General features: G+C 66.0%; 32 protein-coding genes and 1 other RNA gene. 16 read left to right on the top strand and 17 right to left on the bottom strand.

The window, feature by feature from the left end; all coding sequences use genetic code 11:
* Nucleotides 1–199: 199 nt before the first annotated feature.
* On the top strand, nt 200–1,846 hold the full coding sequence (locus tag AAIO73_RS00400; RefSeq protein WP_345875518.1) for a putative bifunctional diguanylate cyclase/phosphodiesterase: 1,647 nt from the start codon (nt 200–202) through the stop codon (nt 1,844–1,846).
* Here the strand turns inward: AAIO73_RS00400 and AAIO73_RS00395 are convergent.
* Nucleotides 1,821–2,426, bottom strand: coding sequence for a DUF924 family protein (locus tag AAIO73_RS00395; protein ID WP_345875517.1), 606 nt, complete (start codon nt 2,424–2,426; stop codon nt 1,821–1,823). The two genes, AAIO73_RS00400 and AAIO73_RS00395, sit on opposite strands and share 26 nt — an antisense overlap.
* On the opposite strand from AAIO73_RS00395, the gene mtaB reads away from it, so the two are divergent.
* The 3 genes from mtaB to AAIO73_RS00380 are packed head-to-tail and all read left to right on the top strand — an operon-like array spanning nt 2,398 to nt 5,188.
* On the top strand, nt 2,398–3,633 hold the full coding sequence (gene mtaB, locus AAIO73_RS00390; protein ID WP_345875516.1) for a tRNA (N(6)-L-threonylcarbamoyladenosine(37)-C(2))-methylthiotransferase MtaB: 1,236 nt from the start codon (nt 2,398–2,400) through the stop codon (nt 3,631–3,633). The genes AAIO73_RS00395 and mtaB overlap by 29 nt on opposite strands.
* Nucleotides 3,630–4,559 (top strand): signal recognition particle-docking protein FtsY, encoded by a 930-nt coding sequence (gene ftsY / locus AAIO73_RS00385; protein ID WP_345875515.1) that lies wholly within the window; start codon nt 3,630–3,632, stop codon nt 4,557–4,559. The genes mtaB and ftsY overlap by 4 nt, the downstream gene beginning before the upstream one ends.
* Nucleotides 4,556–5,188 (top strand): septation protein A, encoded by a 633-nt coding sequence (locus AAIO73_RS00380; RefSeq protein ID WP_345875514.1) that lies wholly within the window; start codon nt 4,556–4,558, stop codon nt 5,186–5,188. The genes ftsY and AAIO73_RS00380 overlap by 4 nt, the downstream gene beginning before the upstream one ends.
* 137 nt (nt 5,189–5,325) lie before the next feature.
* Here the strand turns inward: AAIO73_RS00380 and AAIO73_RS00375 are convergent, their stop codons facing one another.
* Together AAIO73_RS00375 and pspF are read right to left on the bottom strand one after the other, a co-directional pair.
* The gene (locus AAIO73_RS00375; protein WP_345875513.1) at nt 5,326–5,937 is read right to left on the bottom strand and encodes a superoxide dismutase; all 612 of its coding nucleotides are present in this window, start codon (nt 5,935–5,937) and stop codon (nt 5,326–5,328) included.
* 112 nt (nt 5,938–6,049) lie between these two features.
* Nucleotides 6,050–7,078 carry a phage shock protein operon transcriptional activator gene (pspF, locus tag AAIO73_RS00370; protein WP_345875512.1) on the bottom strand — a complete coding sequence of 343 codons (1,029 nt, stop codon included), beginning with the start codon at nt 7,076–7,078 and terminating at the stop codon, nt 6,050–6,052.
* A gap of 170 nt (nt 7,079–7,248) precedes the next feature.
* Here pspF and AAIO73_RS00365 point away from each other — a divergent pair, with 170 nt between their 5' ends.
* The 9 genes from AAIO73_RS00365 to AAIO73_RS00325 all read left to right on the top strand — a co-directional run bounded on the left by AAIO73_RS00365 (nt 7,249) and on the right by AAIO73_RS00325 (nt 10,421).
* Nucleotides 7,249–7,392, top strand: a complete 144-nt coding sequence (locus tag AAIO73_RS00365) for a hypothetical protein (RefSeq protein WP_345875511.1) — start codon at nt 7,249–7,251, stop codon at nt 7,390–7,392.
* 67 nt (nt 7,393–7,459) lie between these two features.
* On the top strand, nt 7,460–8,128 hold the full coding sequence (gene pspA, locus AAIO73_RS00360) for a phage shock protein PspA (protein WP_242117502.1): 669 nt from the start codon (nt 7,460–7,462) through the stop codon (nt 8,126–8,128).
* Nucleotides 8,129–8,133: 5 nt separating this feature from the next.
* Entirely contained in the window at nt 8,134–8,418 is a 285-nt protein-coding gene (pspB, locus tag AAIO73_RS00355; protein WP_242117499.1) for an envelope stress response membrane protein PspB, read from the top strand.
* Complete coding sequence (pspC, locus tag AAIO73_RS00350; protein ID WP_242117496.1) at nt 8,418–8,798, top strand: envelope stress response membrane protein PspC; 381 nt, start codon at nt 8,418–8,420, stop codon at nt 8,796–8,798. The genes pspB and pspC overlap by 1 nt, the downstream gene beginning before the upstream one ends.
* Before the next feature lie 38 nt (nt 8,799–8,836).
* A complete protein-coding gene (locus AAIO73_RS00345) occupies nt 8,837–9,130 on the top strand; it encodes a hypothetical protein (protein WP_345875510.1) in 294 nt (97 codons plus the stop codon).
* 20 nt (nt 9,131–9,150) lie between these two features.
* The gene (locus tag AAIO73_RS00340; protein ID WP_526023750.1) at nt 9,151–9,462 is read left to right on the top strand and encodes a hypothetical protein; all 312 of its coding nucleotides are present in this window, start codon (nt 9,151–9,153) and stop codon (nt 9,460–9,462) included.
* Nucleotides 9,463–9,473: 11 nt separating this feature from the next.
* Complete coding sequence (locus tag AAIO73_RS00335; RefSeq protein WP_056451243.1) at nt 9,474–9,737, top strand: hypothetical protein; 264 nt, start codon at nt 9,474–9,476, stop codon at nt 9,735–9,737.
* Nucleotides 9,738–9,762: 25 nt separating this feature from the next.
* The gene (locus AAIO73_RS00330) at nt 9,763–9,993 is read left to right on the top strand and encodes a hypothetical protein (protein ID WP_345875509.1); all 231 of its coding nucleotides are present in this window, start codon (nt 9,763–9,765) and stop codon (nt 9,991–9,993) included.
* A gap of 23 nt (nt 9,994–10,016) precedes the next feature.
* On the top strand, nt 10,017–10,421 hold the full coding sequence (locus AAIO73_RS00325; RefSeq protein ID WP_345875508.1) for a SufE family protein: 405 nt from the start codon (nt 10,017–10,019) through the stop codon (nt 10,419–10,421).
* A gap of 289 nt (nt 10,422–10,710) precedes the next feature.
* Here AAIO73_RS00325 and AAIO73_RS00320 read toward each other — a convergent pair whose 3' ends face one another.
* From AAIO73_RS00320 to AAIO73_RS00270, 11 genes are all read right to left on the bottom strand, one after another.
* Nucleotides 10,711–11,007 carry a (2Fe-2S) ferredoxin domain-containing protein gene (locus AAIO73_RS00320; protein WP_345875507.1) on the bottom strand — a complete coding sequence of 99 codons (297 nt, stop codon included), beginning with the start codon at nt 11,005–11,007 and terminating at the stop codon, nt 10,711–10,713.
* Nucleotides 11,004–11,540: a J domain-containing protein gene (locus tag AAIO73_RS00315; RefSeq protein ID WP_242117486.1), complete on the bottom strand. Its 537-nt coding sequence runs from the start codon at nt 11,538–11,540 to the stop codon at nt 11,004–11,006. Before AAIO73_RS00315 ends, AAIO73_RS00320 begins: the two co-directional genes overlap by 4 nt.
* A 51-nt stretch (nt 11,541–11,591) precedes the next feature.
* Nucleotides 11,592–11,990, bottom strand: an RNA gene (gene rnpB / locus AAIO73_RS00310) — RNase P RNA component class A.
* Between the two features lie 33 nt (nt 11,991–12,023).
* Nucleotides 12,024–12,707: an N-acetylmuramoyl-L-alanine amidase gene (locus AAIO73_RS00305; RefSeq protein ID WP_345876287.1), complete on the bottom strand. Its 684-nt coding sequence runs from the start codon at nt 12,705–12,707 to the stop codon at nt 12,024–12,026.
* 67 nt (nt 12,708–12,774) lie between these two features.
* Nucleotides 12,775–13,611 (bottom strand): CheR family methyltransferase, encoded by an 837-nt coding sequence (locus AAIO73_RS00300; protein WP_345875506.1) that lies wholly within the window; start codon nt 13,609–13,611, stop codon nt 12,775–12,777.
* A complete protein-coding gene (locus tag AAIO73_RS00295; protein WP_345875505.1) occupies nt 13,608–14,657 on the bottom strand; it encodes a chemotaxis protein CheB in 1,050 nt (349 codons plus the stop codon). The genes AAIO73_RS00300 and AAIO73_RS00295 overlap by 4 nt, the downstream gene beginning before the upstream one ends.
* A gap of 19 nt (nt 14,658–14,676) precedes the next feature.
* On the bottom strand, nt 14,677–15,042 hold the full coding sequence (locus tag AAIO73_RS00290) for a response regulator (RefSeq protein WP_056401071.1): 366 nt from the start codon (nt 15,040–15,042) through the stop codon (nt 14,677–14,679).
* Between the two features lie 61 nt (nt 15,043–15,103).
* A complete protein-coding gene (locus AAIO73_RS00285) occupies nt 15,104–15,544 on the bottom strand; it encodes a chemotaxis protein CheW (protein WP_345875504.1) in 441 nt (146 codons plus the stop codon).
* Nucleotides 15,545–15,546: 2 nt separating this feature from the next.
* Nucleotides 15,547–17,886, bottom strand: coding sequence for a chemotaxis protein CheA (locus AAIO73_RS00280; protein WP_345875503.1), 2,340 nt, complete (start codon nt 17,884–17,886; stop codon nt 15,547–15,549).
* A gap of 98 nt (nt 17,887–17,984) precedes the next feature.
* Complete coding sequence (locus AAIO73_RS00275; protein WP_345875502.1) at nt 17,985–18,623, bottom strand: histidine phosphotransferase family protein; 639 nt, start codon at nt 18,621–18,623, stop codon at nt 17,985–17,987.
* Nucleotides 18,620–19,114 carry a M67 family metallopeptidase gene (locus AAIO73_RS00270; protein ID WP_345875501.1) on the bottom strand — a complete coding sequence of 165 codons (495 nt, stop codon included), beginning with the start codon at nt 19,112–19,114 and terminating at the stop codon, nt 18,620–18,622. The genes AAIO73_RS00275 and AAIO73_RS00270 overlap by 4 nt, the downstream gene beginning before the upstream one ends.
* A 17-nt stretch (nt 19,115–19,131) precedes the next feature.
* Here AAIO73_RS00270 and AAIO73_RS00265 point away from each other — a divergent pair, with 17 nt between their 5' ends.
* The 3 genes from AAIO73_RS00265 to mtgA all read left to right on the top strand — a co-directional run bounded on the left by AAIO73_RS00265 (nt 19,132) and on the right by mtgA (nt 21,907).
* A complete protein-coding gene (locus AAIO73_RS00265) occupies nt 19,132–20,085 on the top strand; it encodes an RluA family pseudouridine synthase (RefSeq protein WP_345875500.1) in 954 nt (317 codons plus the stop codon).
* Nucleotides 20,086–20,138: 53 nt separating this feature from the next.
* The gene (gene rpoH, locus AAIO73_RS00260) at nt 20,139–21,044 is read left to right on the top strand and encodes an RNA polymerase sigma factor RpoH (protein WP_055792879.1); all 906 of its coding nucleotides are present in this window, start codon (nt 20,139–20,141) and stop codon (nt 21,042–21,044) included.
* Between the two features lie 131 nt (nt 21,045–21,175).
* Nucleotides 21,176–21,907: a monofunctional biosynthetic peptidoglycan transglycosylase gene (gene mtgA, locus AAIO73_RS00255; RefSeq protein ID WP_345875499.1), complete on the top strand. Its 732-nt coding sequence runs from the start codon at nt 21,176–21,178 to the stop codon at nt 21,905–21,907.
* 44 nt (nt 21,908–21,951) lie between these two features.
* Here the strand turns inward: mtgA and AAIO73_RS00250 are convergent, their stop codons facing one another.
* From AAIO73_RS00250 to AAIO73_RS00240, 3 genes are all read right to left on the bottom strand, one after another.
* Nucleotides 21,952–22,200: a hypothetical protein gene (locus AAIO73_RS00250; RefSeq protein ID WP_345875498.1), complete on the bottom strand. Its 249-nt coding sequence runs from the start codon at nt 22,198–22,200 to the stop codon at nt 21,952–21,954.
* Between the two features lie 73 nt (nt 22,201–22,273).
* On the bottom strand, nt 22,274–22,597 hold the full coding sequence (locus AAIO73_RS00245) for a YbaB/EbfC family nucleoid-associated protein (RefSeq protein WP_056401092.1): 324 nt from the start codon (nt 22,595–22,597) through the stop codon (nt 22,274–22,276).
* Complete coding sequence (locus tag AAIO73_RS00240) at nt 22,594–24,234, bottom strand: DNA polymerase III subunit gamma/tau (protein ID WP_345875497.1); 1,641 nt, start codon at nt 24,232–24,234, stop codon at nt 22,594–22,596. The genes AAIO73_RS00245 and AAIO73_RS00240 overlap by 4 nt, the downstream gene beginning before the upstream one ends.
* Between the last annotated feature and the right edge of the window lie 36 nt (nt 24,235–24,270).

Below are 24,270 nucleotides of genomic sequence, written 5' to 3'. Positions count from 1 at the left end.
AAACACGCCGGCGGACGAAACCTCGTCGGCCGGCGTCGCCCATGGGCGGCAATGCTGAACGTCTCCGCACGGAAACGATCCGGGGCGCCTATCCCAAAACTCGGTTCGGCGCAAGTGACGACGATCTACGACCGGTCCATGGCGGACGATGGGGCGGCTTTAACCGCTTCTATACCGATGGTCGGGATAAGAATTGCCGATGGAATGGGATCGTCAAAGAGGAACCGAGGGCATCAGCCCTGCTCCGGCGGAACCGCGGGAAGGCGGCGAACGCTGGACTCTGGCGATCTGCGTCTCGGCGATCCTGCTGTTCGTCGGCCTCAGCTTCGCGGTCATTTCCGGGCTGCTCGACCATCGATTCTATGGCGGCGAACCGGTGGCGCAGCCGCTGGTGACCGCGCTGCTCATCAATGCCGCGCTGGTCATTTTCGGCTGGCGCCGCCACCGCGCCGTGCGGATCGAGATGCATGGCCGATCCGCCGCCGAGGAACGCGCGCGCATGTTGGCGTCGCGCGACCCGCTGACCGGTTTCCTCAATCGCCGCAGCCTCAGTGAGGCAGGTGCCGCGCTGATGCGGTCGGCGACGAAGCGCGATCAGGCGGTGGCGCTGCTGATCGTCGACCTCGATCATTTCAAGATGGTCAACGACATGCACGGCCATGCGGCGGGCGACAGCGTGCTGCGCAGCGTCGCGCTGGAGATTGCCGGCGCGATGCCCCCCGCCGCGCTGACCGCGCGGTTCGGCGGCGACGCCTTCGCCTGTGCCTTCGTCTTCGACGCGCGCGATCCGGCGGTCGTCGAACGCATTGCCGGCCGGGTCATCACCGCGCTGTCGCAGCCGATGTTCGTCGACGATCTGCGCATTCATCTGAGCTGTTCGATCGGCATCGCCCGGTCGGACTTTGACGGGGGCAGCATCGACACGCTGCTGCGCGCCGCCGATATCGCGATGTATTCGGCCAAGAAATCGGGTCGCGGCGACTTTACCTGGTTCAACCGGACGATGGAGAACGCGCTGATCGACCGCAACGACATCGAAAGCGGGTTGCGCCAGGCGATCCCGGCCGGACAGGTGGTTCCCTTTTTTGAACCGCAGGTCGATCTGGCTACCGGCCGGCTGTGCGGGTTCGAAGTGCTGGCGCGCTGGGTGCATCCGACACAAGGGCCGATCCCGCCCGATCGTTTCATTCCGGTCGCGGAGGAAGCCGGGCTGATCGGCGACCTGTCGCTGTCGATCATGCGTCAGGCGTTCGCCGCCGCTCGCGACTGGGACCCGGGCATCACCCTGTCGGTCAACATCTCGCCATGGCAGTTGCGCGACGCCTGGCTGGCGCAGAAGATCATCAAGACTACGGTCGAATCCGGTTTTGCCGCGAACCGGCTGGAGATCGAGATCACCGAAAGCGCGCTGTTCGACAATCTGCCGCTGGCGCAATCGATCGTGGGATCGCTCAAAAACCAGGGTGTCCGGCTGTCGCTCGACGATTTCGGCACCGGTTATTCGAGCCTCGCACATCTGCGGGCACTGCCGTTCGACCGGATCAAGATCGACAAGAGCTTCGTCCTGTCGCTGCTCGACAACGGCGATTCGGCGGCGATCGTCCACGCGATCATCGGTCTGGGCGAAAGCCTGAACCTGCCGATCACCGCCGAGGGGGTCGAGAACGACGCGATCGCCGAACGGCTGGCTGCGCTCGGTTGTGCCAAGGCGCAGGGCTGGGCCTATAGCCGGCCGTTATCGGTGGCCGACACCCGGCGGATGCTGGCGGCACGCGGGCTGCTCCATTGCGGCGGGGGGAGCGATCCCGAACTGACCGACCTCACCAACCGGCGTCGGGCCGGCTAAGATAGGCGCGCTCCGCCGCGGTCGATTCGCGGCCGAGCGCGGCGTTGCGCGACGGATAGCGGCCGAAGCGTGCGAGGACGTCGGCATGGTCGCGGGCGAATTGCAGGTTCACCGGATTGCCCAGCGACTCGAAGCAGCGCAGCGAGAAGCGCGCGACGCCGGCATCCTCGCTATGCATCAACGGCATGTACAGGAACGAGCGTTCGAGTGGCGGGAATTCGCGGTCGTCGCCGCGCGTGATGCCGATCAACGCCAGTTCCAGCGCGAGCGGGTCGGCGGCAAAGGCAGCCGAGGTCCCGCGATGGATGTTCCGCGAAAACTGGTCGAGCAGGATCACCGCCGCCAACAACGTGTCGCGATCGTGGCGCCAGCCTTCCGCCTCGGTCGTCAGCACCGCGTCGCGCAACGCCCCGAATCGCTGCGCGATCGTCGCATCAAGCGCTTCATCCTTGGCGAAATGCCGTTCCGGCCCGACCTCGTCGAACCAGAAGTCGAGCACGCTCCGCGCGTTCGCGTGGACTTCGCGTGTCCCTGTCCCTAGATCACCGCCCATGCCATCCTCCGCTGGTCCCACAATCATCACGCTCGGCTGTCGGCTGAACATCGCCGAAAGCGATGCGATCCGCGCGCTGGTCGTCGATCGCGACGTGACCGTGGTCAATAGCTGTGCGGTCACCAACGATGCGGTCGCCGCCACCCGCCGTGCGATCCGTCGCGCCCGCCGCGACCGGCCGGCGGCGGAACTGATCGTTACCGGTTGCGCGGCACAGATCGATCCGGCGCAGTTCGCGTCGATGCCCGAAGTCGACCGGGTCATCGGCAATTCGGACAAGCTGAACCCGGTCGCGTGGGGTTCGACCGATCCGATCGTCGTCCGCGACTTCGCCCGCGTGCTCGACACCGCGCCGCAACTGGCAGGCGGGTTCGAAGGGCAGACGCGGGCCTTTGTCGAGGTCCAGAATGGCTGCGACCATCGCTGCACCTTCTGCGCGATTCCCGCGGGGCGCGGTCCGTCGCGCTCGGCGACAATCGACGGCGTGGTCGCACAGGTCGCGGCGCTGGTTTCGGCCGGCCATGCCGAGGTCGTCCTGACCGGTGTCGACCTGTCGAGCTATGGCGAAGACCTGTCCGATACGCCGAGGCTCGGCGATCTGGTCGCGGCGATCGTCGCCCGTACGCGCCTGCGCCGCCTGCGTCTTTCTTCGCTCGATCCCGCAGCTATCGATGCCAAGCTGTTCGATTTGCTGACGAACGAACCACGGGTCATGCCGCACGCGCATCTGTCGTTCCAGGCGGGCGACGATATGGTGCTGAAGCGAATGCGCCGCCGCCACAGCCGCGCCGACGCGGTCGCGCTGGTCGACCGGCTCAAGTCCGCCCGTCCCGATATCGCGATCGGCGCCGATCTGATCGCCGGCTTTCCGACCGAGGATGACGCGATGGCGGCGAACACGCTCGCACTTATCGACGATTGCGACATCGTCCATGCCCATGTCTTTCCTTACAGCCCGCGCGCCCGCACCCCCGCCGCGCGGATGCCGCAGGTGCCACCGCCGGTCGGCAAGGCGCGCGCACAGGCGTTGCGCGTCGCCGCCGAACGTCGCCACCGCGATTGGCTCGAACGGCAGATCGGCACTACCGCCGAAATCCTCGTCGAACGTCCCGGCACGCGCGGGCACAGCCCTGGCTTTGCCGATGTCTCGCTTCCCCCCTGCCCGCCCGGCTCGATCGTGACCGCGCGGCTGACCCAGATCGAAGGCAATCAGTTGATCGGAATGCCCCTATGAGCCTGTCGTGGCATGAACGCCTGCTCGGCGGCCTGAAGAAGACGTCGGACCGACTGACCGGCAACCTTGTCGGCCTGTCCGCCGCGCGGCTCGACGACGCGCAACTCGACGATATCGAGGAAGCGCTGATCGCCTCCGACCTCGGTCCCGCCACCGCCGCCCGCGTCCGACAGCGCCTTGCCGAAGGGCAGTATGAGCGCAACATGGAGGAACTGGGCATTCGGCTCGTCGTCGCAGAAGAGATCGAAAAGGTCTTAACGCCGGTCGCCAAGCCACTGGAAATCGAGGCGTTTCCGCGTCCGCAGGTGATCCTCGTCATCGGCGTCAACGGTTCGGGCAAGACCACCACCATCGCCAAGCTCGCCAAGACACTGGTCGAGCAGGATTATGGCGTGATGCTGGCGGCGGGCGATACCTTCCGCGCCGCCGCCATCGGCCAGTTGCGCACCTGGGCCGAACGCATCGGCGTACCGATCGTGAGCGGTGCCGAGGGGGGCGACGCCGCCGGCATCGTCTATGAAGCGGTCAAGCAGGCGACGGCGACCGGCATCGACGTGCTGATCGTCGACACCGCCGGGCGCCTGCAGAACAAGCGCGAACTGATGGACGAACTGGCCAAGGTCCGCCGTGTCCTCGGCCGGCTCAATCCGGCAGCGCCGCATGATGTCGTCCTCGTCCTTGATGCGACGACGGGCCAGAATGCGCTCAACCAGATCGAGGTATTCAAGGAGATGGCGGGCGTCACCGGCCTCGTCATGACCAAGCTGGACGGTACCGCGCGCGGTGGCGTGCTGGTCGCGGCGGCGGAAAAGTTCGGTCTTCCGATCCATGCAATCGGCGTGGGTGAGACCGCCGACGACCTGCGCGGCTTCGACGCCAACGAAGTGTCGCGGATCATCGCCGGTGTCGAACGGGTGCGCAAATGACCGCGCAGCGCCAACCCGCCTCGCCGCTGTTCCGCATGGCGCTCGATTACGGGCCTCTGGTCGTGTTCTTCGTCGCCAACCTACTGGCCGGAAAGATCGGCCTGCCCGACATGGTCGATTCGCTGGCGCAGGTGATCATCGCCAGCACCGCCTTCATGATCGCCAGTGTCATCGCGATCATCGTATCGAAATGGAAGACCGGCCATATCTCGCCGATGCTCTGGCTGTCGGCGGGACTCGTCGTCGTGTTCGGCGCGCTGACCCTCTATTTCCGCGACGATACCTTCATCAAGATGAAGCCGACCATCGTCTATGCGATGTTCTCGGCGATCCTGACCTTCGGGTTGGTGACCGGACGCCCGTTGCTGCAACAATTGCTCGAAACCGCCTATCCGGGGCTGAGTACGCTTGGCTGGCGCAAGCTGACGGTCAACTGGGCGGTGTTCTTCGCGTTCATGGCGGTGCTGAACGAAGTCGTATGGCGCCATTCGACCTGGGATTTCTGGGTCGGGTTCAAGCTGTGGGGGGCGGTGCCGCTGACGTTGCTGTTCGCGGTGGCGAATATCCCGATGCTGTTGAAGCATGGGCTGAAGGTCGGGGAAGACAGCCCGCTTCCCCCGGCGGACTAACTCCCTCTCCCCTTCAGGGGAGAGGGCCGGGGAGAGGGGACGCCCCAAGCGTCGCGCCCACGAAAAAGGGACCGTCCTCGCGGACAGCCCCCTCTCCCAACCCTCTCCCCTGAAGGGGAAAGGGCTATTGAGGCGGATTACTTCACCGCTGCGTCGTACCGCTGGCCGACCTTGTCCCAGTCGACCACGTCCCACCACGCCTTGAGATACGCCGGACGCGCATTGCGGTAGGTGATGTAGTAAGCGTGTTCCCAGACGTCGTTGCCAAGGATCGGCGTACCCTTGACCGGCGCGACGTCCATCAGCGGATTGTCCTGGTTCGGCGTCGAGGTGATGGCGAGCTTGCCGTCCTGGCCGACGATCAGCCACGCCCAGCCCGATCCGAACTGGTTCGCGCCCGCCGTGTTGAACTTTTCCTTCAGCGCGTCGAGACCGCCGAACTGGTCGTCGATCGCATCCTTCAACGCGCCCGACGGCTGCGATCCGCCACCCTTCATCGTTTCCCAGAAGAAGGTGTGATTCCAGAAGCCGCCGCCATTGTTACGCAGCTTGGCCGAACCGCTGCCGATATTGGCGAGCAGTTCCTCTATCGACTTGCCCTCGAGGCTCGCATCTTCCGACACGGCTTCGTTTAGCTTGTCGGTATAGGCCTGATGATGCTTATCATGGTGCAGCGTCATCGTTTCCTTGTCGATGGTCGGCTCCAGCGCGTCATAGGCATAGGGCAGCGGCGGAAGTTCGAACGCCATGGCAATTCTCCTTAGGAAAAGAACTCGCTCGACCGAACGCGGCGGACCCCGCTTGGCTCCGGTCGTTACGCCTGCGAACCCATAGGCGTGGCCGGCGGTGTCGAAAAGGGGGTCAGCCGCCCTGCCCCAGCATTCCGTGGCGCTTCAATGCATGGCGCAACTGGTCATAGGTCAGCCCGATCGCATCGGCGCAGTTGCGCTGATTGTAGCGCGCCTCCGCCATCGCGCGTGTCAGCAATTGCCGTTCGAAGCGGTTGACGCGAGTCTTGAAATCCTCGCACGGATCGTCGGGCGCAGCAGATTCGATCGTCGGCGTTCCCACGACCGGCGCAGCCCCCGACGCGGCAGGACTCGCATTGGATCGCGGACGGAAGGGCGAGGCGAACGGATCGATCTCGACCAGATCGATCGGCCCCGGCCGTTCCCAGCGATAGACCGACCGTTCGACCGCGTTGCGCAACTCACGGACATTGCCAGGCCAGCGATGCTCCATCAATTGGTCGACCGCATTCGGCCCGAACCCGACCCATTCGTCGCGCCCGATCTCCGCCGCCATGCGCCGTCCGAAGAAATCGGCCAGCACCATGATATCCCCCGGTCGCGCCCGCAACGGCGGCAGCGTCACCACCTCGAAACTTAACCGGTCGAGCAAGTCGGCGCGGAACGTGCCGCATTCGACCCGGTCGGGCAGATGTTCGTTGGTCGCGGCGACGATGCGGACATCGACCCGGATCGGCCGCGACGACCCGATCCGCGTCACTTCGCCATATTCGACCGCGCGCAACAACCGCTCCTGCGCGCCCATCGACAGCGTACCCAGTTCGTCGAGGAACAGCGTGCCGCCATCGGCCTCCTCGAACCGCCCTGCCCGCGCCTTGGTCGCGCCGGTGAACGCACCCGACTCATGACCGAACAATTCCGCCTCGATCAGCGTCTCGGGCAGCGCCGCGCAATTCATCACCACCAGCGGCTGGTCCCAGCGCCCCGACAGGCGGTGCAGTCGTTCGGCGACCAGTTCCTTGCCCGTTCCCCGTTCCCCGATCACCAGTACCGGGCGGTCGAGCGCGGCGGCACGGCTGGCCCGTTCGAGGGCATCGAGAAACGGACCGGACTGGCCGACGACCTGGGTTGCGCGCTCCATGCCGATGATGTGGCGTATTTTCCCAATAGTTCGCAAGGGGCCAAATGCGCCGACGCCGATGATCTATGAAAAGTGACGCAAATCCGTCATTTTTAGATTTGGCACGGCTCCTGCAATGTATTGTGCAAGCCCGACACGGGGCGCACGCTACAGCTTCAGGGAGTTCCACCATGATCCGCATCAACAAGAACGTGACCACCCGCCAGTCGCTCCTCAGCCTGATCGGCGCGGTTGCGGTCTGCGTTACTGCCTTCGGCGTTACGACCGCACCCGGTCCGATCGCCACCACCCATGCCGCCGCGCCGATCGCGTAAGGCGGCAGGCCGGGGCGGTTCTGCCCCGTTCCGTCCCGACCACCCACGCATTCTTCAGGAGTAACCGATGGGCATTTTCTCCCGCACCCGCGATATCATCGCCGCCAACGTCACCGACCTGCTCGACAAGGCCGAAGACCCCGCGAAGATGATCCGCATGATCATCCTCGAAATGGAGGAAACGCTGGTCGAGGTCCGCGCATCCGCGGCGCGCACCATCGCCGACCAGAAGGAAATGCGCCGCCACATCTCCAAGCTCGACAAGCTGCAGGAAAGCTGGACCGAAAAGGCCGAGCTGGCGCTGAGCAAGGATCGCGAGGATCTGGCCAAGGCGGCACTGGTCGAACGCCAGAAGGCGGTCGACATGATCGAACAGCTCAATTCGGAGATCGTCGTACTCGACGACGCGCTGCGCGCTTCGGAAGCCGATATCGCCAAGCTGCAGACCAAGTTGCGCGAGGCGCGGACCCGGCAGAACGCTATCCAGACCCGGATGGAAAGCGCCAACAACCGCACCAAGCTGCGTGAAATGTATGCCGGTTCCAAGACCGCCGAGGCGTTCAGCCGCTTCGACGTGCTCGAACGCCGCGCCGATCTGGCCGAGGGTCGCGCCGAAGCGGCCGGCATGGGTCAGGGCGGCAAGAGCCTTGAGGACGAGATCGCCGAGCTGCGGCAGTCGGACAAGATCGATGCCGAACTGGCCGCGCTCAAGGCCCGCCTGAACCGGGAGGGCTGATCGCAATGGGCGATTTCCTGATCGGCATGGTCGCCGTCGCCGCACTCCTGATCGGGCTGCCGTGGCTGATCCTCCACTATATCACCAAGTGGAAACAGTCGCCGACGCTGACCAACGAGGACGAGCGGCTGCTCGACGACATGCACCTTACTGCCCGCCGGCTCGAAGAGCGGCTCCAGACGATCGAGCGGATCATCGCCGCCGACAATCCGGACTTCCGCCCATCGATGCCGCGCCGGGAATATCCGGAAAGCGATTTCCGCAACCACGATTACACACGGAGGGACTGATGTCCGGCGCACGCACCAAATTCTATGTCGACAAGGCGAATGGCAAGATGTCTGGCGTGTGTGCCGGCATCGCCGACTATACCGGTGTCGAGGTCATGTGGATCCGCATCGGCACGGTGTTGCTGACGCTGGCCGGTGGCTTTCCCTGGACCGTGATCGCCTACTTCATGATCGCCTGGATGGCGCAGAAGAAGCCGCATGGCCTGTACGAAAGCCGCGAGGACGAGAAATTCTGGCAGGGCGTGCGGTCGAACCCGACCCGTACCGCGTCGGAAATGCGCTCGACCTTCCGTGACATCGACCGTCGCCTCGCCGACATTGAAATGTACTATACCAGCCGCAACACCCGTCTGGCGGACGAGATCGACAGCCTGCGCTGATCCGATCCCCGCCGGGGCAGATTTAGGGGAGAAGGACAATGAATTCGGGTGGACCAGGGTTCGTGCTGGCGATCATCACGATCGTCATGATCGCGAGCATCGTGAAGACCGCGATCCGGGCGAAACATGGCTATTCGCTGGATCGCGACGGGGGCAAGCGTCGCAGCCGCCACGACGAGATCGACGCGACGCGACAGGCACGGTTGATGGCCGATCAGAACGAGCAGCTGCAGGCGAAGGTCCTGCGCCTCGAAGAGCGGATCGCCGTCCTCGAACGCATCGCCACCGATCCCGCCACGCGAACCGCCCGCGAAATCGACGCGCTGCGCTGAACGCAAGGACGACCGACATGATGAGCACCAACCCCGACTTCATCCCGATGATCGTCACCATTTGCCTGACCGGCATGGCGGCGTGGGTCATCACCACCTGGCTCCGCGTCAAGAACGGCTATCCGCTGCAGGGCAGCTGGGGGCAGAGCGTCTATCCCCGCGCCAATGACGAGACGGTCGAACGGGTCAAGCTGCTGAGTCAGGAAAATGCCCAGCTCAAGGCCGAACTGGGATCGATCAAGGACCGGCTCGCCAATGTCGAGCGGATCGTGACCGACGGTGCGCACAGCCTCGATCGCGAGATCGAACAGCTGCGCGGCCGGACGAACTGAAAGGACCGACCATGAGCCCCTTCATCATCCCCGCCCTCGCCCTGATGATCCCGATCGTCGCGATCCTCAGCAAGCTAGTCTTTCAACCCTGGCTGGAGCTGAAGGAGCGCGAATTGCAGGTCCGCGGCACCGAGACCGCCGAAAAGGCCGCGCAATATGCTGCGCAGACCGAACGGCTGGAACAGCGGGTGCGGGTCCTCGAACGCATCATCACCGACCGCGGCGTCGACCTCTCCGACGAGATCGAACGCCTTCGCGACAAACCGCTGAACTGACAAACCCGACGAAAAGGGCAGTCCGATGAACCTGACTCTTACCCTCGCACTCGCCGCCACCACCCTTGCCGCCGTGGCGATCGTCTCTGCTACGCTGCTGTCGGGCTGGCGCGGCTGGCTGGCCCTGCAACAGCAGCGTATCGGCGACCGCACCATTGCCCAGCCCGCGCCCAATGCCGGCACCCGGATCGAGATCGCCGACTTGAAGGAACGCATCCGCAAGCTCGAAGCAATCGCTGCCGGGGTGGAACTCTAACGCGCAATGCCTATAGCGGCGTCATGCAGAGCATCGACGATATCCGCGAAGAATATGACTTTCTAGACGGCGACGACCGCTACCGGTTGCTGATCGATCTGGGCCGGCAGCTGGAGCCGATGCCCGCCCCCCTCAAGACCGATGCGACGCTGGTCCGGGGCTGTTCGGCATCGGTCTGGGTCTATCCCCAGCAACAGAGCGACGGCACGCTCCACTTCCTCGCCGACAGCAACGCCGCGATTACCAAGGGGATCATCGCGCTGGTTCTGGCAACCGTACAGGACCGCAAGCCCGACGCGATCCTGTCTGCGGACATCGATGGCACACTGGCCCCGTTCGACCTGCGCAACCAGCTGAGTTCGAACCGCACGCAGGGGATACCGAACATGATCGCCCTCATCCGCGAAACCGCGCAGCGGTTGTTGTAGAGCGTCGGCGCGCCCCTCGACGTCGCCCTGGACTTGATCCGGGTTCTCGCTTCTTCTTCTACGGCGGCCAAGCGGGACGCCAGCTTAGAACGGGACCTGTTCGAAAACCTCGGGGTCGTACCCCGGCGAAGGCCGGGGCCCAGTTGGGGGACGTTGGCAGTTACGGAAAAACCTTCCAAACTGGACCCCGGCCTTCGCCGGGGTACGCTGCGGGTTTGGTTCCGTTCGAGACCTTGCAAAGGTCTCGATGAAGTCCGTGATGACGTCAAACAAGAACGATCGTTACGACCTACGCCAACCCCAGCCGCGCCGCCACCGCATCCAGATCGTCACCCGGCCGCACCAGCAGCCACTCGCCCGGTCGCGCTCCGTCCACCACGACCACCGCGCCCTTGGGACACACGTCGAGACACTTCACCTCGACCACGCCCGCCGCGCCCTTCGGTCCGCTCTTCAGCCTCAGATGCTTGCGCAGCGCCTTGGCCAGCGGTTTGCCGCTATCGCCGAAGCCACCGTCGAGCTTCTTCGAACATTTGGCGCAGACCAGTATCGCCTTGCTCCAGCGCGAACGGACCTCGCGCTTCACGCCGGCTTCCAGCTCCGCCGTTCCTCGGCAACGCGCAGCACGTCATAGGCCGCCTGGATCGCGTGGAATTTCTTCGCCGCCTCGGCATCGCCGGGACGGACATCGGGGTGGAAGACCTTGGCCAGCTTGCGCCAGGCCAGGCGGATGGTGTCGAAATCGGCGTCGGGATCGCATTCCAGCACTTCCAGCGCGCGCATCTCGTCGCGCGATCGGCTTCCGTCGCCCGACCCGGCCCACGCGTTCGATGCAGACGCGGCATAGCCATTGGCGGTGCGCCGTTCGGCCTCCTCGCGCGCCTTGGCTTCCTCTTCGTTCAGCCCCTCGAAGTAGTTCCAGCCCTTGTTGTATTCGGCGGCATGGGCTTCGCAGAAATACCAGCGATCGGGGTTGTTCGGCGATTTGGGCGCCGGGCATTTGCCGGGTTCGGTGCAGCCATGCCGGTCGCACAGCTTCACCGTCTGCGCCTCGCGGCCCTCGCTATAGCCGCGCCAGCGGGGAAAACCCCAGTCGTTCGATCGCGTATGTCGTGCCATTGTCTTCGAAATAAGCTGCCGTGCGCCCCACGCAACCCATCGTCGCGTGCGAATGTCAGAGGGTCTGTAAGCCGGGTTCTGTCCACCCGCCAAAGCGGGATAGGCGACCATTCCTCTCGGACGACGCTTGCGCGCCGTCTCCAGCAACCAACCCGGGCAGCGGGCCGGAACATGCCCCGAAGCGCTTGCGCGCCTCATGCCGCCCCTATTCGGTCTTGCTCCCGGTGGGGTTTGCCATGCCGCTGCCGTTACCGGCCGCGCGGTGCGCTCTTACCGCACCCTTTCACCGTAACCCGGCCGAAGCCAAGGCCGTCTGCTCTCTGTGGCACTGTCCCTGAACCCCCGACCGAAGCCGGAAGCCCGCCGGGCGTTACCCGGCACCGTCGTTTCCGTGGAGCCCGGACTTTCCTCGGCACGCTCATCGCGTGACGCGGCCGCCCGACCCTCTGACGGCGCCTCCCCTACCCCCAAGCGCGGCCGCGTTCAATCGTCGCCTTGTGGCTTGGGCAGCAACAGCGCCAACAACAGCATCCGGCATTCGCCGTCCGCGATCCCGTCGATCATCTCGGGACGGAACCGCCGCTGGAACGCGGTGATCGCCGCTGTGGGATCGGACACATCGTAGCCGAAGCGTTCGAGCGCCAGCAGGAAGCCGGCATCGCTCCATCCCGGATCCATCAGGTTGCGCGTCGGTCGCGGCAGCGCGAGGCGCAGCCGCGCCAGCCGGTTCCACGGGAACAGCTCGCCCGGATCCTGCTTGCGCGTAGGCGCAATGTCCGAATGGCCGACGACGTTGCCACGGGTGATCTGGTGCCGGTCCTTGATCGCGTGAACCAGCGGGATCAACGCGTCGATCTGCGCCTCCGGGAACTCGCGATAGCCGAACTCGTGGCCCGGATTGACCAGTTCAATGCCGATCGACGCGCTGTTGATGTCGGTGATCCCGCGCCAGTGCGATTTGCCGGCATGCCAGGCGCGCTTGTCCTCGGCAACCAGTCGATGGATCGTGCCGTCCTCCTCAATGACATAATGCGCCGATACCTCGGCGGCCGGGTCAGTCAGCCGCGCGATCGCCGATGCCGCATCAGTCATACCGGTATAGTGCAGCACCAGCATCGTGACCGGCAGGGTGCGTTCGCCGAAATTGGGCGACGGCGTCTCGATCATCTGCACGCGACTCTTTCCCCTCACGCCACTGCGACCCGATTGCGGCGGGACGCGGGGAAAGGCAAGGTCAGTGCGCCGCCGGCCGGTACAGCCCGCGATAGCGTTCGGAGGGGACCAGCGCGTCGGTGTGACCGATCACCGTCTCGCCCGCGCCCAGCACCAGCAGGCCGCCCGGCCGCAGCACCGGAGCGATCCGGTCGAGTACCACGCCGCGCATCGCGGGCGACAGGTACATCAACACGTTGCGGCACAGCACGATATCGAACTTGCCCGCCGGCATCGGGTCGGCGATGAGATTGTGCTGGCCATAGAGCAGCCGGAAGCGCAACTCCGCCTTCGCCTCCCACAGATCGTCGCGCGGTTCGAACCATCGCATCATCCGCCGGATCGGCAGTCCGCGCTGGATTTCGAACTGGGTATAGCGCGCCGCCCGCGCCCGCATCAGCGCGCGCATCGAAATGTCGGTCGCGCGGATTTCGGGCGGCAGGATACCGGTCCGCTCGCTTGCTTCGGCGAACAGCATCGCCATCGACAGCGGCTCCTGCCCGGTCGAGCAGGCCGCCGACCAGATGCGCAGCCGCCGCGGCGCCTCCGCGACCATGTCGATCGCTGCCTGCACGACCGTGTCGAGCGTTGCGGCGTCGCGGAAGAAGGATGTCTCCTGATTGAGCAGCGCATCGACCACCAGATCGGCCAATCCGCGCTCGCCCGCCGTCCGATCGTTGATCCGCGCAACCAGTTCGTCGAGCGTGGTCAGCCCGCGCTCGCGCAGCATGGGTTGCAACGCGCTGTCGATCCGCCATGCGCGTCCGGCGTCGAGCTGTTGCCCGGTCCGCTGTTCGAGCAATGCGACGATCGCGTTCGCGGCGGGGCCGAGCGGGCCGGCGGGGCGCGCCACGGTCATGCCGGCCGCCGCCGCCGCGCGACGAACGCGCCCAGTTGCGCGGGCGTGCCGATGGTGTTGGCCAGCCCCGCCTCCGCCACCGCCCCCGGCATCCCCCAGACCACCGAACTCGCCTGATCCTGCACCGCGACCACTCCCCCTGCCGCACGGACGTTCGCCGCGCCGCGTGCGCCATCGCGGCCCATGCCCGACAGCACGATCGCCAGCGCCCGCGCGCCGAACACCTGCGCCACCGAATCGAACATGGGATCGACCGACGGCATGCACCCGCTGATCGACGGCCCCCGATCGAGTCGCGTCGCCGCGCCGTCGCTGGTCGGCACCACCCGGATATGCGCATCGCCCGGCGCCACGATCAGCCGTCCGCGCTGGATGCGCAGGCTGTCGCGCGCGACGTCCACGGGCCGCCGCGCCAGCCCGGCCAGCTGCTGCGCGAAATATTCGGTGAACGTTCCCGGCAGATGCTGGGTGACGAGGATCGGTATGTCGAGCGCGGGCGGAATCGCCGCCAGCAATGGCGCCAGCGCATGGATGCCGCCGGTCGACGCGCCGATCGCGATGACGTCGAATACGTCGCTGCGCGCCTGGGCCAAACCACCGGTCGCGCGCGGCACCGTGCGCATCACGCGTTCAACCAGACCCTCCAGCCGCGCGGCGAACCCGCCCGCCAGCGGCGAGGATTCGGGCTTGGCCAGCGTCGCCGCCGCGCCCAGCGACAGCGCATGGGCGGCGGTCGGCGATCCGTCGGCACAGTCGGCCGACAGCACGATGACCCGCGCCCCCGGCGCCGCCGCCAACAGGTCGGGCAACCCCGACAGGCCGTCGATGCCGGGCAAATTAATGTCGAGCAGGATCAGGTCGGCGGTCTCGCCCGTCAGACTGCCAGTCGCCTGCACGATGCCGCCGACCGCCGCGACGACACGGTGTCCGGGCATCGTCTCGACGATGCGGGTCAGCACCGCGCGGGTCACCGCCGAATCGTCGACGATCAGGATCCGTACGGCCGTTCCGTCCGCTGCGGCGGTTCGGGCGAACGGGGCGTTCACGACGTGGTTTCGGTCTGGATCAGGCGACGCCGACGATCTGAAGCTTGCTCTCCAACGTCTCGCGGTCGAACGGCTTCATGACATATTCGTCGGCCCCGGCCTCGATCGCCGCACGGATATAGGCCATGCCGTTCTCGGTCGTGCAGAACACGACCTTGGGCTGCATGCCGCCCTCGCTCTGGCGCAGCGCGCGCAGGAAATCCATGCCGCTCATCACCGGCATGTTCCAGTCGAGCAGGATCACGTCAGGCTGCGCCTTGGCGCATTGGTCGAGCGCCTCGCGCCCGTCGCCCGCCTCGCGCACCTCGAACTGGAGCGTTTCGAGAATATGCCGGGCGACCTTGCGGATCACCTTCGAATCATCGACGACCAGGCAACTCTTCATGATGACACCCCATGTTGGTACGCGCGACAGTAGGACGCTTTCGTAAGCGCCGCGTTAAAGTTCAGGCGGCGACCCGTCCCGCATCTGCCGCCCGTGCGACGATCGCCGGCAGGTCGAGGATCAGGACGACGCGCCCCTCATGCTCGATCAGGCCGTTGGTGATCGCCGCCCATGCCGCCCCCGGCAACAGCCCCGCCGACAACGGTTTGGGTACGAAGCGATGCGCATCGTCCAGTGCGTCGACCAGCAGCGCGTAGTGATGCCCGTCGACCTGCGTCACCACGGCGCGGCGGCGCGCGGCCGGCGATGCCGCTGGGTCGAGCACGATCGCGGTATCGACCACCGTTACCACCCGGCTGCGCAGTGCCGCCAGTCCGCGCACCGCGCGCGACGTGCGCGCGACCGGCGTGATCTCGCCGATATCCACCACCGATTCGACGTGATCGGACCGGATGGCGACCTCTTGGCCGACGATGGTCGCAAGCAGGAACAACTGGGGCATGCTCAACCTCCCGCCGCAATGCGCAGCGCCCGCAACACGCCTTCGCGGTCGTAGCGATAGATGCTGCCGTCGCCGATATCGGCGGGCGACGCGCGCAGCCTTACCACTGGCGCGCCAGCAACCGGGGTCGGCACGGCGATATCGGCCTGTGCCAGCACCAGGGTCGGGCGTTCGCCCTCCTCGACCCGCTCGACGATGCGATAGCCCGCCTGCTCCAGCATCGGACGCAGGAAAGCACGCATCCACCCGCTGCCGCCATCGGCCAACAGACAGGTCGGCCGGCCGCGCGTGACCAACGCCGACGCCGCCTCGCGCGCATGGCGTTCGAACAGCCATAGCGGATCGACCTGCTCGACCTGCTCGCCGTCGAGCAGCACGATGCCGGCGATCGGACCCGGCACCTCGCCAGTCGGCGCCAATTCGGGAAGCATGACGATGTCGACCGCGTCGACGATCGCATAGGCGACTTCCATCACGCCATCGGTCAGGCGCAGCACCGTCGTCACCCGCTCGATCGCCATCGGATCGCTGGCCTCAGCCGGCACGATCCGCCCATCGATCGCCAGCCGGATGCGCCCTGCGCTCTGCTGGAGCGATCCGGCCCGGATGCGCTCGATCCGGTCGATCACCGCCAGCGGGATGAGCCGCCGCCGCCCGTCAAGATCGTCGAACAGCAAGGCGGTGACGCGGTGGTCCGCTTCCGCCGCTTCCTCGGCCTCGATCTCCAGATCCATCGCATCGGCAAAGCTCAAGCCCGCCGCCTGCGCCACCCCGGCGCAATCGAGCATCAGCATCGGCCGCCCGGTATCGGGCAGCGTCTGCCCGGCATACAGGCCGGTCGCCATCACCGCGGGCGCGGCGGGCTTCACTACCAGTTCCTCAGTATCGAGCACCTCGTCGACCGCGATGGCGAAATCGCCCGCGCCGATCGTCACAACCACCAGCATCTTGGGCGTGGCGGGTGCATCGGCGGCCACGCCGATCACGTCGCACAGATCGACCACCGGAATGCGCCGGTCGCGGATGCGGGCGATGCGATTGTCGCCCAGCTGGTCGACGCGGATATTGGCGGCGCGTTCGTTGACGATCTCCCCGATCGTCTGCCGCGAAATGGCGAAGCGATGCGCTCCGGCGCGCACGACGATCGTCGACACGATCGACAGCGTCAGCGGTACCTGCACCGCGATCCGCAATCCCCGCCCCGGCTTATTGTCCAACGTGATGCGTCCGCCAATCTGGTCGATCGCGGCGCGCACCACGTCCATGCCGACGCCGCGTCCCGAAATCTCGGTCGCGGTATCGCGCGACGACAGCCCCGGCGCGAACACCAGTTCGCAGCGCTGCCGATCGTTCAGCTTGCGCAGTTCGCTCTCGCTGCGCTGCCCGGTCGCCGCCAGCTTGGCCATCAGCCGGTCGGTATCGATGCCGCGCCCGTCATCGATGATCTCGATGACGATCTGGTTGCCCGATTGGCGCGCCGATACGTGCAACCGCCCGCTCTCGCGCTTGCCCGCCGCGCGGCGCTCGATCGGCGTCTCGACGCCATGGTCGATCGCATTGCGCACCAGATGGACCAGCGGATCGCGCATCACCTCGATCATCTCGCGGTCCAGCTCGACGTCGCTGCCGTCGACGGTCAGCGTCACCGCCTTGCCGACCACCGCCGCCGTGTCGCGGACGATGCGTGGCAGCGGCGAAAACAGCGTCTCGATCTTCTGCATCCGCGTCCGCGTCACCGCGTCGCGCATATCGGCTACCGAGCTCGACAGCCGTTCCAGCGCCGCCTCGATCGCGGGGTCGAGATCGGTGTCACGCAGGCGCCGGACCAGTTCGTTGCGGACCAGCACCATGTCGGACATGCCGCTCATCATCCGGTCGAGCAGATCGACGTTCAGCCGGACGCTGCGCAGCGGTGCCCGCCCTGCCGCCATTGCCGCCGCCGCCACCGGGGTCGCTGCCGTCGCGGGATTGCCGACCCTCGGCGCGAGTGCGGCGATAAGATCGTCCTCGCCCTCATCGGTCAGCGGCAAACCGGCATCGATCGCCTCGACCAAATCGCCGATCCGGTCGACGATCGCGAGGACCGCATCGACCAGCGCGCTGTCGGGACGCCGCTTGCCGTCGCGTACCTCGCACAGCGTGTCTTCGGCGGCATGGCTCAGCCGCGACAGTCGCGGCAGATCCAGGAAACCGCAGCTTCCCTTCACCGTGTGGACGAATCGGAAAATGGCATCCAGCCGGGCACGATCGTCGGGCGCGGCTTCCCACGCGACGATCTCCGACGACAACGCCTCCAGCGTTTCGCGGGTCTCGGCAATGAATTCCTGTAACAGATCGTCCATGCGGCCCCGTCCGGTTGTGGACGCGACCATGGCGTTCGATAGGTTAAGACGGGGTTAGGATACGAAGGACAGCGGGAAACTCTCCGGCACGCAGCAACTTACTGCGCCGCGAACGAAGCCCCGAACAGCAGCACCGGCGAATCGCTAGGCGACACCTGCAACGTGCCGCCGCCCTGCTCGACCAGTTCGCGCGCCAAACAGGCCGCCGCCGCGCGCGGCGTCATCATCGCCGCATCGCCCAGCAACGCGCCGCGCAACTCGGCATCCAGCACGATCCGCGGCCCATCGGCGCGCACCGCGATATCGATCCCGGTCGCGGTGACTTCCGCCCCGACGTCGAGCTGCCCGCCGCGCACCAGCGCATCGCCGGCAATCAGCGCCAGGTTCAGCAGAACCTTGACCGCCGGCTTGGGCAGCGACGGCGCCTCGACCATCCAGCCGAGCTTCACCCGGTGATTGTCGCCGAACAAACCCTCCAGCGCCGCGCGCGCCTCGCGCGTATCGATCGAATCGCCGAACCCGCCGGCCGCGCCAAAGGCAAGGCGGAAAAATTTCAGCTTATTGGCCGATGCCCGGGCACTGTCGGTCAGCAGTTCGAGACAACGAGCCCGCATGTCGGGATCGGTCTCGTCGGCCAGCAGTTCGAGGCCGTTGTTGAGCGCCCCGACCGGGCTCAACAGATCGTGGCATAATCGCGAACACATCAGGCTGGCGAATTCGGCTGGGCTGATGTTCAAAGCGACGATCCCTGCGCTGCGCCGAACGTCATCGTGCGGCCGCTGATGTCCATCTGCACCGCCTCGCAGTTATTTTCAACGTGGCCGGCATCGATGACGTCGAAACGAACGGGGTCGAATCGGCCATGGCGTTCCCCGTTCGCGACCGCCCGCCACAACCGCGCGATGCCACCGCCGATAATCAGCCACAACCGACCGTCCACCGCTGCCTGCGCAGCATCGGTCGGTGACGGATCGGCGCTGCCGGATGGATGCGAATGATAGCAGCCGAGCACCGCCGCACCGCCGCCCCGCGCATCGCGATACGCCTTCAGCAGCGCCGCCGGATCGATCTCGAAATGGCGCGCGGGGTCGGCAGCGACGTTGCGGGCGGGCTGCGCCGTCTCGATCCGGTCGCCCGTCCCCCGCAGAAGCCCGCAAACCTCGTGTGCGCTCGCCGCCGCCTCGGCCAGCAGCGCGCGGATCGTTTCGCTTGTAAAATTCGGTCTCATTCCCATCTTTGTAGGCAATGGACCGGGGGGTTTCCACGATAGAGGCGCGCATTACCGATGCCGCGCACGGGCTCAGGATCGACAAGGCACTGGCCGAGGTCGTGACCGATTTGTCGCGCGAACGAATCAAGGCGCTGCTGGCATCGGGACACGTCGCCGGTTCCGACGGCCCGGTGTCCGACGGCAAGCGCAAGGTTGCGGCGGGCCAGCATTTCGTCATCACGGTCCCCGCGGCGGTACCGCTCGACAATGTGGCGCAGGATATTCCGCTGGTCGTTGCCTATGAGGACGATCATCTGATCGTCGTCGACAAGCCCGCCGGGCTGGTCGTGCATCCGGCGGCGGGCAATCTCGACGGGACGCTGGTCAACGCGCTCCTGCATCATTGCGCGGGCAAGCTGTCGGGAATCGGTGGCGTCGCACGGCCGGGCATCGTCCACCGCATCGACAAGGACACGTCGGGGCTGCTGGTCGTCGCCAAGAGCGACGTCGCGCACGAAGGGCTGGCGCGCCAGTTCAAGGATCACAGCATCGATCGCCGCTATCTGGCGATCGCGGCGGGTCGGGTGTCAACTTCGGCGGGAACGGTGGACGCGCCGCTCGCGCGTTCCCCCAATGATCGCAAGAAGATGGCGATCGTCCGCTCGCCCACCGCCAAACACGCCATCACCCATTGGCGTAAACTTCGCCAACTTCGGGAGGCGTCGTTGATCGAATGTCGGCTGGAAACCGGGCGGACGCATCAGGTGCGGGTGCACATGGCGTCGATCGGCCATCCGCTCCTCGGCGACCCGGTCTATGCCGGGCGGAAACCGGCGCTTCGGGCCGAACTCGAAACGCTTAATTTCCGGCGACAGGCGTTGCACGCCGCACATCTCGGGTTCATTCATCCTGTGACAAAGAACGCTTTGGCGTTTGATAGCGATCTTCCGGCAGACATGCAGGAACTGTTGGATCATCTTCTCGTATAGATTACGCCAATGCCGCGATGCGGCGTGGCCTGAAGACAAAGGGAGTTTTGACGATGGCAACTGGCAGCAACGTCCCGGCGACGATCCCGGCGCTTGGCGGCGAAGCGAGCCTCAACCGCTATCTCTCCGAAATCCGCAAGTTCCCGATCCTCGCGCCCGAGCAGGAATATATGCTCGCCAAGCGGTTTCAGGAACATGGTGATCCGGAAGCGGCGGCCCAGCTCGTCACCTCGCACCTGCGTCTCGTCGCCAAGATCGCGATGGGCTATCGCGGCTACGGCCTCCCCGTCAGCGAACTGATTTCCGAAGGGAATATTGGTCTGATGCAAGGGGTGAAGAAGTTCGAGCCCGATCGCGGCTTCCGCCTCGCCACCTATGCGATGTGGTGGATCCGCGCCTCGATCCAGGAATTTATCCTGCGGTCATGGTCGCTGGTGAAGATGGGCACCACCGCCGCGCAGAAGAAGCTTTTCTTCAACTTGCGTCGGATGAAGTCGAAGCTCGACGCGTTCGAGGATGGCGATCTGTCGCCCGAGCATCTGCAGAAGATCGCGACCGACCTCGGAGTGACCGAGGAGGAAGTGACCTCGATGAACCGCCGCATGGCGATGGGCGGTGACACGTCGCTCAACGTCCCCATGCGCGAGGATGGCGAGAGCCAGTGGCAGGACTGGCTGGCGGATGATAGCCCGCTGCAGGACTCGGTCGTCGCCGAAGCGCAGGAGGCCGATGTCCGCCACGGCATGCTGGTCGAGGCCATGGACGACCTCAACGATCGCGAAAAGCACATCCTGACCGAACGCCGTCTGACCGACGATCCCAAGACGCTGGAAGAACTCAGCCAGGTCTATGGCGTCAGCCGCGAACGGGTCCGCCAGATCGAGGTCCGCGCCTTCGAAAAGCTGCAAAAGGCGATGATGCGGCTCGCCGGCGACCGCAGGATGTTGGCGGCGGTTTGACCCGGTGCGGGCGGGCATAGCGACCCGCCCCCATCGTCGTCCCGGCAAAGGCCGGGACCCATAACCCATCGCGTCCGACACGCCTTTCCCAACCTATCGACACACTGGCCCCCACATCGTAGCGAGCCGACATGGCCGCCCGAACCCAACGCCCCCCCCCCAAACCCGCCGGCACGCCGCGCGGTTGGACCCGCCGCCTCCTCGGCTGGGCGATCAAGGTCCTGCTCGGCTTCGTGGTCCTCTCGGTGCTGTGGGTCCTGCTGCTGCGCTTCGTGCCCCCGCCAATCACCCTGACCATGCTGGGCGACGTGCCGACCGGCCACGGCGTCACCAAATCATGGCGCAGCCTGTCGAATATCGACCCGGACATGCCCCGCGCGGTGATCGCGGCGGAGGACAGCAGATTCTGCGGGCATAACGGCTTCGACTATGCCGCGATCGCCAACGCTGCGCGCCGCAACGCGCAGGGCGGCCGCATCCGCGGCGGCTCGACGATCAGCCAGCAGACCGCGAAGAACGTCTTCCTCTGGCAGGGCGGCGGCTATTTCCGGAAGGGCATGGAAGCCTATTTTACCGTCCTGATCGAGGCGCTGTGGGGCAAGCGGCGGATCATGGAAGTCTATCTCAACGTCGCCGAAACCGGCATCGGCACCTATGGCGTCGAGGCCGGATCGCAGCGCTATTTCAAGCACGGCGCGACCAAGCTCTCCGGTCGCGAAGCCGCCCAGATCGCCGCCGTCTTGCCGCTGCCCAAGAAACGCGCCGGCATCGCTCCAACCGGCTTCACCCGCCGCTACGCCCGCACGATCGAACGCCGCATCGGCATCGTCCGTCGCGAGGGACTCGATCGCTGTTTGAATTGAAACGTCGTCCCGGACCGCAGCCGGGGCAACGCACGATCGGTCCGTTACTTCGTCGCGCGTTCGACCGCATCGCCGGCCTTGTCCGCCGCCGACCCGACGCTCTTCGCCGCCGACGTGACCGCATTGGTCCGCGCCGTGTCGTTATTAGCGTTGTTCAGCAGGAAATAGGCAGCCACGATCACCGCGATCAGCACGGCAAGGCCAATCAACAGCCCGCCGCCCGATCCACGTCGTTCGATGATCGTCGTATGCGGCGCGCCGTTGGTGGTGGTTTCGATACGATCGGGTTGCATGGTCATCCTCCCTACAAACTGATCGCTCGAAAACACCCGGCATAACCGCTTGTTCCAGCAGCGTTCCGATCGCTCAGAACGGCAGCTTGAACCCCGGCGGCAACGGCAGGCCGCTGGTCAGCTTCGACATTTCGGTCGAGCTGGCCGCATCCGCCTTCGCCCGCGCGTCGTTGAACGCGGCGACGATCAGGTCTTCGAGCATCTGCTTCTCCGACGGCTGCAGCAGCGAGTCGTCGATATCGACGCCGAGGATGCGCCCCTTGGCCGATGCGCGGACCTTCACCAGTCCGCCGCCCGATTGTCCGTCGACCTCGATCGTGTCGAGGTTGGCCTGTGCCTTGGTCAGTTCGCTTTGCACATTCTGCGCCATGGCCATGATGTCGTCGAGATTCTTCATCGCGCGATACTCCCGTCGCTGCGTTGCCAATGATCGAGGGTGGCGTCCGGAAACGCCTGTAATGCCGCCTGTACCAGCGGTGACTGCAAAACCTGTTCGCGTTCCGAATCCGCCTTGGCCGTTTCCTGTTCGCGCAGGGTAGGTGCTCCCGCCCCCTCGCCGATCAGAACGCGCCAATGGCTGCCGGTGATCCCTTTGAGCGCATTCTCCAGATCGCGCGCGAAATCGGCGGGCAAGGGCCGCGATCCGCTGAGTTCGATCAGGTTCGGCTCCAGCCGGATCATCCGCGCGCAATTACGAAACTGCGCCTCCAGCGAATGGCGGCCATGTTTCGCCAGCAGGTTCACGACCTGCTCCATCGTCTCGGGCACCGGATCGACCGCGACCTCTGCCGCCGCCGGGGCGGACGAAGCGGCTGCGGGCGCCATCGCCGGCACCTGCCCCGCCGCCAATTGCTTCGCCAGCGTCCCTGGATCGGGCAGCGACGATGCATGGACGATGCGCAGCAACGCCATCTCGCACGCCTCGATCGGCAGCGCCGCGCGCGACACTTCCTCATGCCCCTTCAGCAACAACTGCCACAACCGATGCAGCATCGGAAACGACAGCGCGCTCCACGCATCGAACGCCGCGCGTTCCTCGGCCGACTGGCCCGGCCCGCGATCCCCGCCGACCTTGACGATCGTCACCGCATGCACGGTTTCGAGCAGCGTCCGCAGCACCGACGCCGGATCGACGCCCAGATCATATTGTGCGCGGAGTGCCCGGAGCGCCCCCGCCGCATCCGCCTTCAGCAGCAGGTCGAACAGCCCTCGGATCGCCCCGCGATCCGACAGGCCCAGCATCTGCCGCACCGCATCGGCGCGCACGCCCTCGCCCTCCAGCCCGCCATGCGCGATCGCCTGGTCGAGGATCGACAGCCCGTCGCGCGCCGACCCTTCCGCCGCCCGCGCGATCAGTTGCAGCGCCTCCGGCTCGGCTTCGACCCCCTCCGCCTCAACGACATGCGCGAAATGCCCGGCCAGCAAATCGGCCGGTATCCGCCGAAGGTCGAAGCGCTGACAGCGCGACAACACGGTCACCGGCACCTTATGCACCTCGGTCGTCGCCAACAGGAATTTGACATGCGCGGGCGGCTCTTCCAGCGTTTTCAGCAGCGCGTTGAACGCCGGCGTCGACATCATGTGCACTTCGTCGATGATGTAGATCTTGAAGCGCGCCGACACCGCGGCATAGCGCACCGCCTCGGTCATCTCGCGCACGCTGTCGACGCCGTTGTTCGACGCGGCGTCGATCTCGATCACGTCGATATGCCGCCCCTCGGCAATCGCCCGGCACGGCTCGCACACCCCGCACGGATCGATCGTCGGCCCGCCCTGCCCGTCCGGCCCGATGCAATTGAGTGCCTTGGCGATCAGCCGCGCGGTCGACGTCTTGCCGACCCCGCGCACCCCGGTCAACAGGAACGCATGGGCAAGGCGACCGCGCTTGATCGCATTGCCGAGCGTCGTGACCATCGCATCCTGCCCGATCAGCTGGCTGAACGTCTGCGGCCGATATTTGCGCGCGAGCACGCGGTACGGCTGCGCGGCGGCAGGCTGTTCGGGGATGTCGAGGGCGAGGAAGGAGTCGGACATTGCGGGTGTCTTAGCGCGCGAAAGCAGCGATGTCGC

Origin of the sequence: Sphingomonas epibiotica (assembly GCF_039615155.1) — a bacterium.
Classification (GTDB): Bacteria; Pseudomonadota; Alphaproteobacteria; order Sphingomonadales; family Sphingomonadaceae; genus Sphingomonas.
Note: the sequence above shows the minus strand (reverse complement) of the source record. Positions and strands in the feature narration are given on the sequence as shown.

Coding starts and splice junctions, on each gene's coding strand:
- AAIO73_RS00400 (WP_345875518.1), top strand. CDS start 200: ATGGAATGGGATCGTCAAAGAGGAACCGAGGGCATCAGCCCTGCTCCG.
- mtaB (WP_345875516.1), top strand. CDS start 2,398: ATGCCATCCTCCGCTGGTCCCACAATCATCACGCTCGGCTGTCGGCTG.
- AAIO73_RS00395 (WP_345875517.1), bottom strand. CDS start 2,426: ATGATTGTGGGACCAGCGGAGGATGGCATGGGCGGTGATCTAGGGACA.
- ftsY (WP_345875515.1), top strand. CDS start 3,630: ATGAGCCTGTCGTGGCATGAACGCCTGCTCGGCGGCCTGAAGAAGACG.
- AAIO73_RS00380 (WP_345875514.1), top strand. CDS start 4,556: ATGACCGCGCAGCGCCAACCCGCCTCGCCGCTGTTCCGCATGGCGCTC.
- AAIO73_RS00375 (WP_345875513.1), bottom strand. CDS start 5,937: ATGGCGTTCGAACTTCCGCCGCTGCCCTATGCCTATGACGCGCTGGAG.
- pspF (WP_345875512.1), bottom strand. CDS start 7,078: ATGGAGCGCGCAACCCAGGTCGTCGGCCAGTCCGGTCCGTTTCTCGAT.
- AAIO73_RS00365 (WP_345875511.1), top strand. CDS start 7,249: ATGATCCGCATCAACAAGAACGTGACCACCCGCCAGTCGCTCCTCAGC.
- pspA (WP_242117502.1), top strand. CDS start 7,460: ATGGGCATTTTCTCCCGCACCCGCGATATCATCGCCGCCAACGTCACC.
- pspB (WP_242117499.1), top strand. CDS start 8,134: ATGGGCGATTTCCTGATCGGCATGGTCGCCGTCGCCGCACTCCTGATC.
- pspC (WP_242117496.1), top strand. CDS start 8,418: ATGTCCGGCGCACGCACCAAATTCTATGTCGACAAGGCGAATGGCAAG.
- AAIO73_RS00345 (WP_345875510.1), top strand. CDS start 8,837: ATGAATTCGGGTGGACCAGGGTTCGTGCTGGCGATCATCACGATCGTC.
- AAIO73_RS00340 (WP_526023750.1), top strand. CDS start 9,151: ATGAGCACCAACCCCGACTTCATCCCGATGATCGTCACCATTTGCCTG.
- AAIO73_RS00335 (WP_056451243.1), top strand. CDS start 9,474: ATGAGCCCCTTCATCATCCCCGCCCTCGCCCTGATGATCCCGATCGTC.
- AAIO73_RS00330 (WP_345875509.1), top strand. CDS start 9,763: ATGAACCTGACTCTTACCCTCGCACTCGCCGCCACCACCCTTGCCGCC.
- AAIO73_RS00325 (WP_345875508.1), top strand. CDS start 10,017: ATGCAGAGCATCGACGATATCCGCGAAGAATATGACTTTCTAGACGGC.
- AAIO73_RS00315 (WP_242117486.1), bottom strand. CDS start 11,540: ATGGCACGACATACGCGATCGAACGACTGGGGTTTTCCCCGCTGGCGC.
- AAIO73_RS00305 (WP_345876287.1), bottom strand. CDS start 12,707: ATGATCGAGACGCCGTCGCCCAATTTCGGCGAACGCACCCTGCCGGTC.
- AAIO73_RS00300 (WP_345875506.1), bottom strand. CDS start 13,611: ATGACCGTGGCGCGCCCCGCCGGCCCGCTCGGCCCCGCCGCGAACGCG.
- AAIO73_RS00290 (WP_056401071.1), bottom strand. CDS start 15,042: ATGAAGAGTTGCCTGGTCGTCGATGATTCGAAGGTGATCCGCAAGGTC.
- AAIO73_RS00285 (WP_345875504.1), bottom strand. CDS start 15,544: ATGCCCCAGTTGTTCCTGCTTGCGACCATCGTCGGCCAAGAGGTCGCC.
- AAIO73_RS00280 (WP_345875503.1), bottom strand. CDS start 17,886: ATGGACGATCTGTTACAGGAATTCATTGCCGAGACCCGCGAAACGCTG.
- AAIO73_RS00270 (WP_345875501.1), bottom strand. CDS start 19,114: ATGAGACCGAATTTTACAAGCGAAACGATCCGCGCGCTGCTGGCCGAG.
- AAIO73_RS00265 (WP_345875500.1), top strand. CDS start 19,132: ATGGACCGGGGGGTTTCCACGATAGAGGCGCGCATTACCGATGCCGCG.
- rpoH (WP_055792879.1), top strand. CDS start 20,139: ATGGCAACTGGCAGCAACGTCCCGGCGACGATCCCGGCGCTTGGCGGC.
- mtgA (WP_345875499.1), top strand. CDS start 21,176: ATGGCCGCCCGAACCCAACGCCCCCCCCCCAAACCCGCCGGCACGCCG.
- AAIO73_RS00250 (WP_345875498.1), bottom strand. CDS start 22,200: ATGCAACCCGATCGTATCGAAACCACCACCAACGGCGCGCCGCATACG.
- AAIO73_RS00245 (WP_056401092.1), bottom strand. CDS start 22,597: ATGAAGAATCTCGACGACATCATGGCCATGGCGCAGAATGTGCAAAGC.
- AAIO73_RS00240 (WP_345875497.1), bottom strand. CDS start 24,234: ATGTCCGACTCCTTCCTCGCCCTCGACATCCCCGAACAGCCTGCCGCC.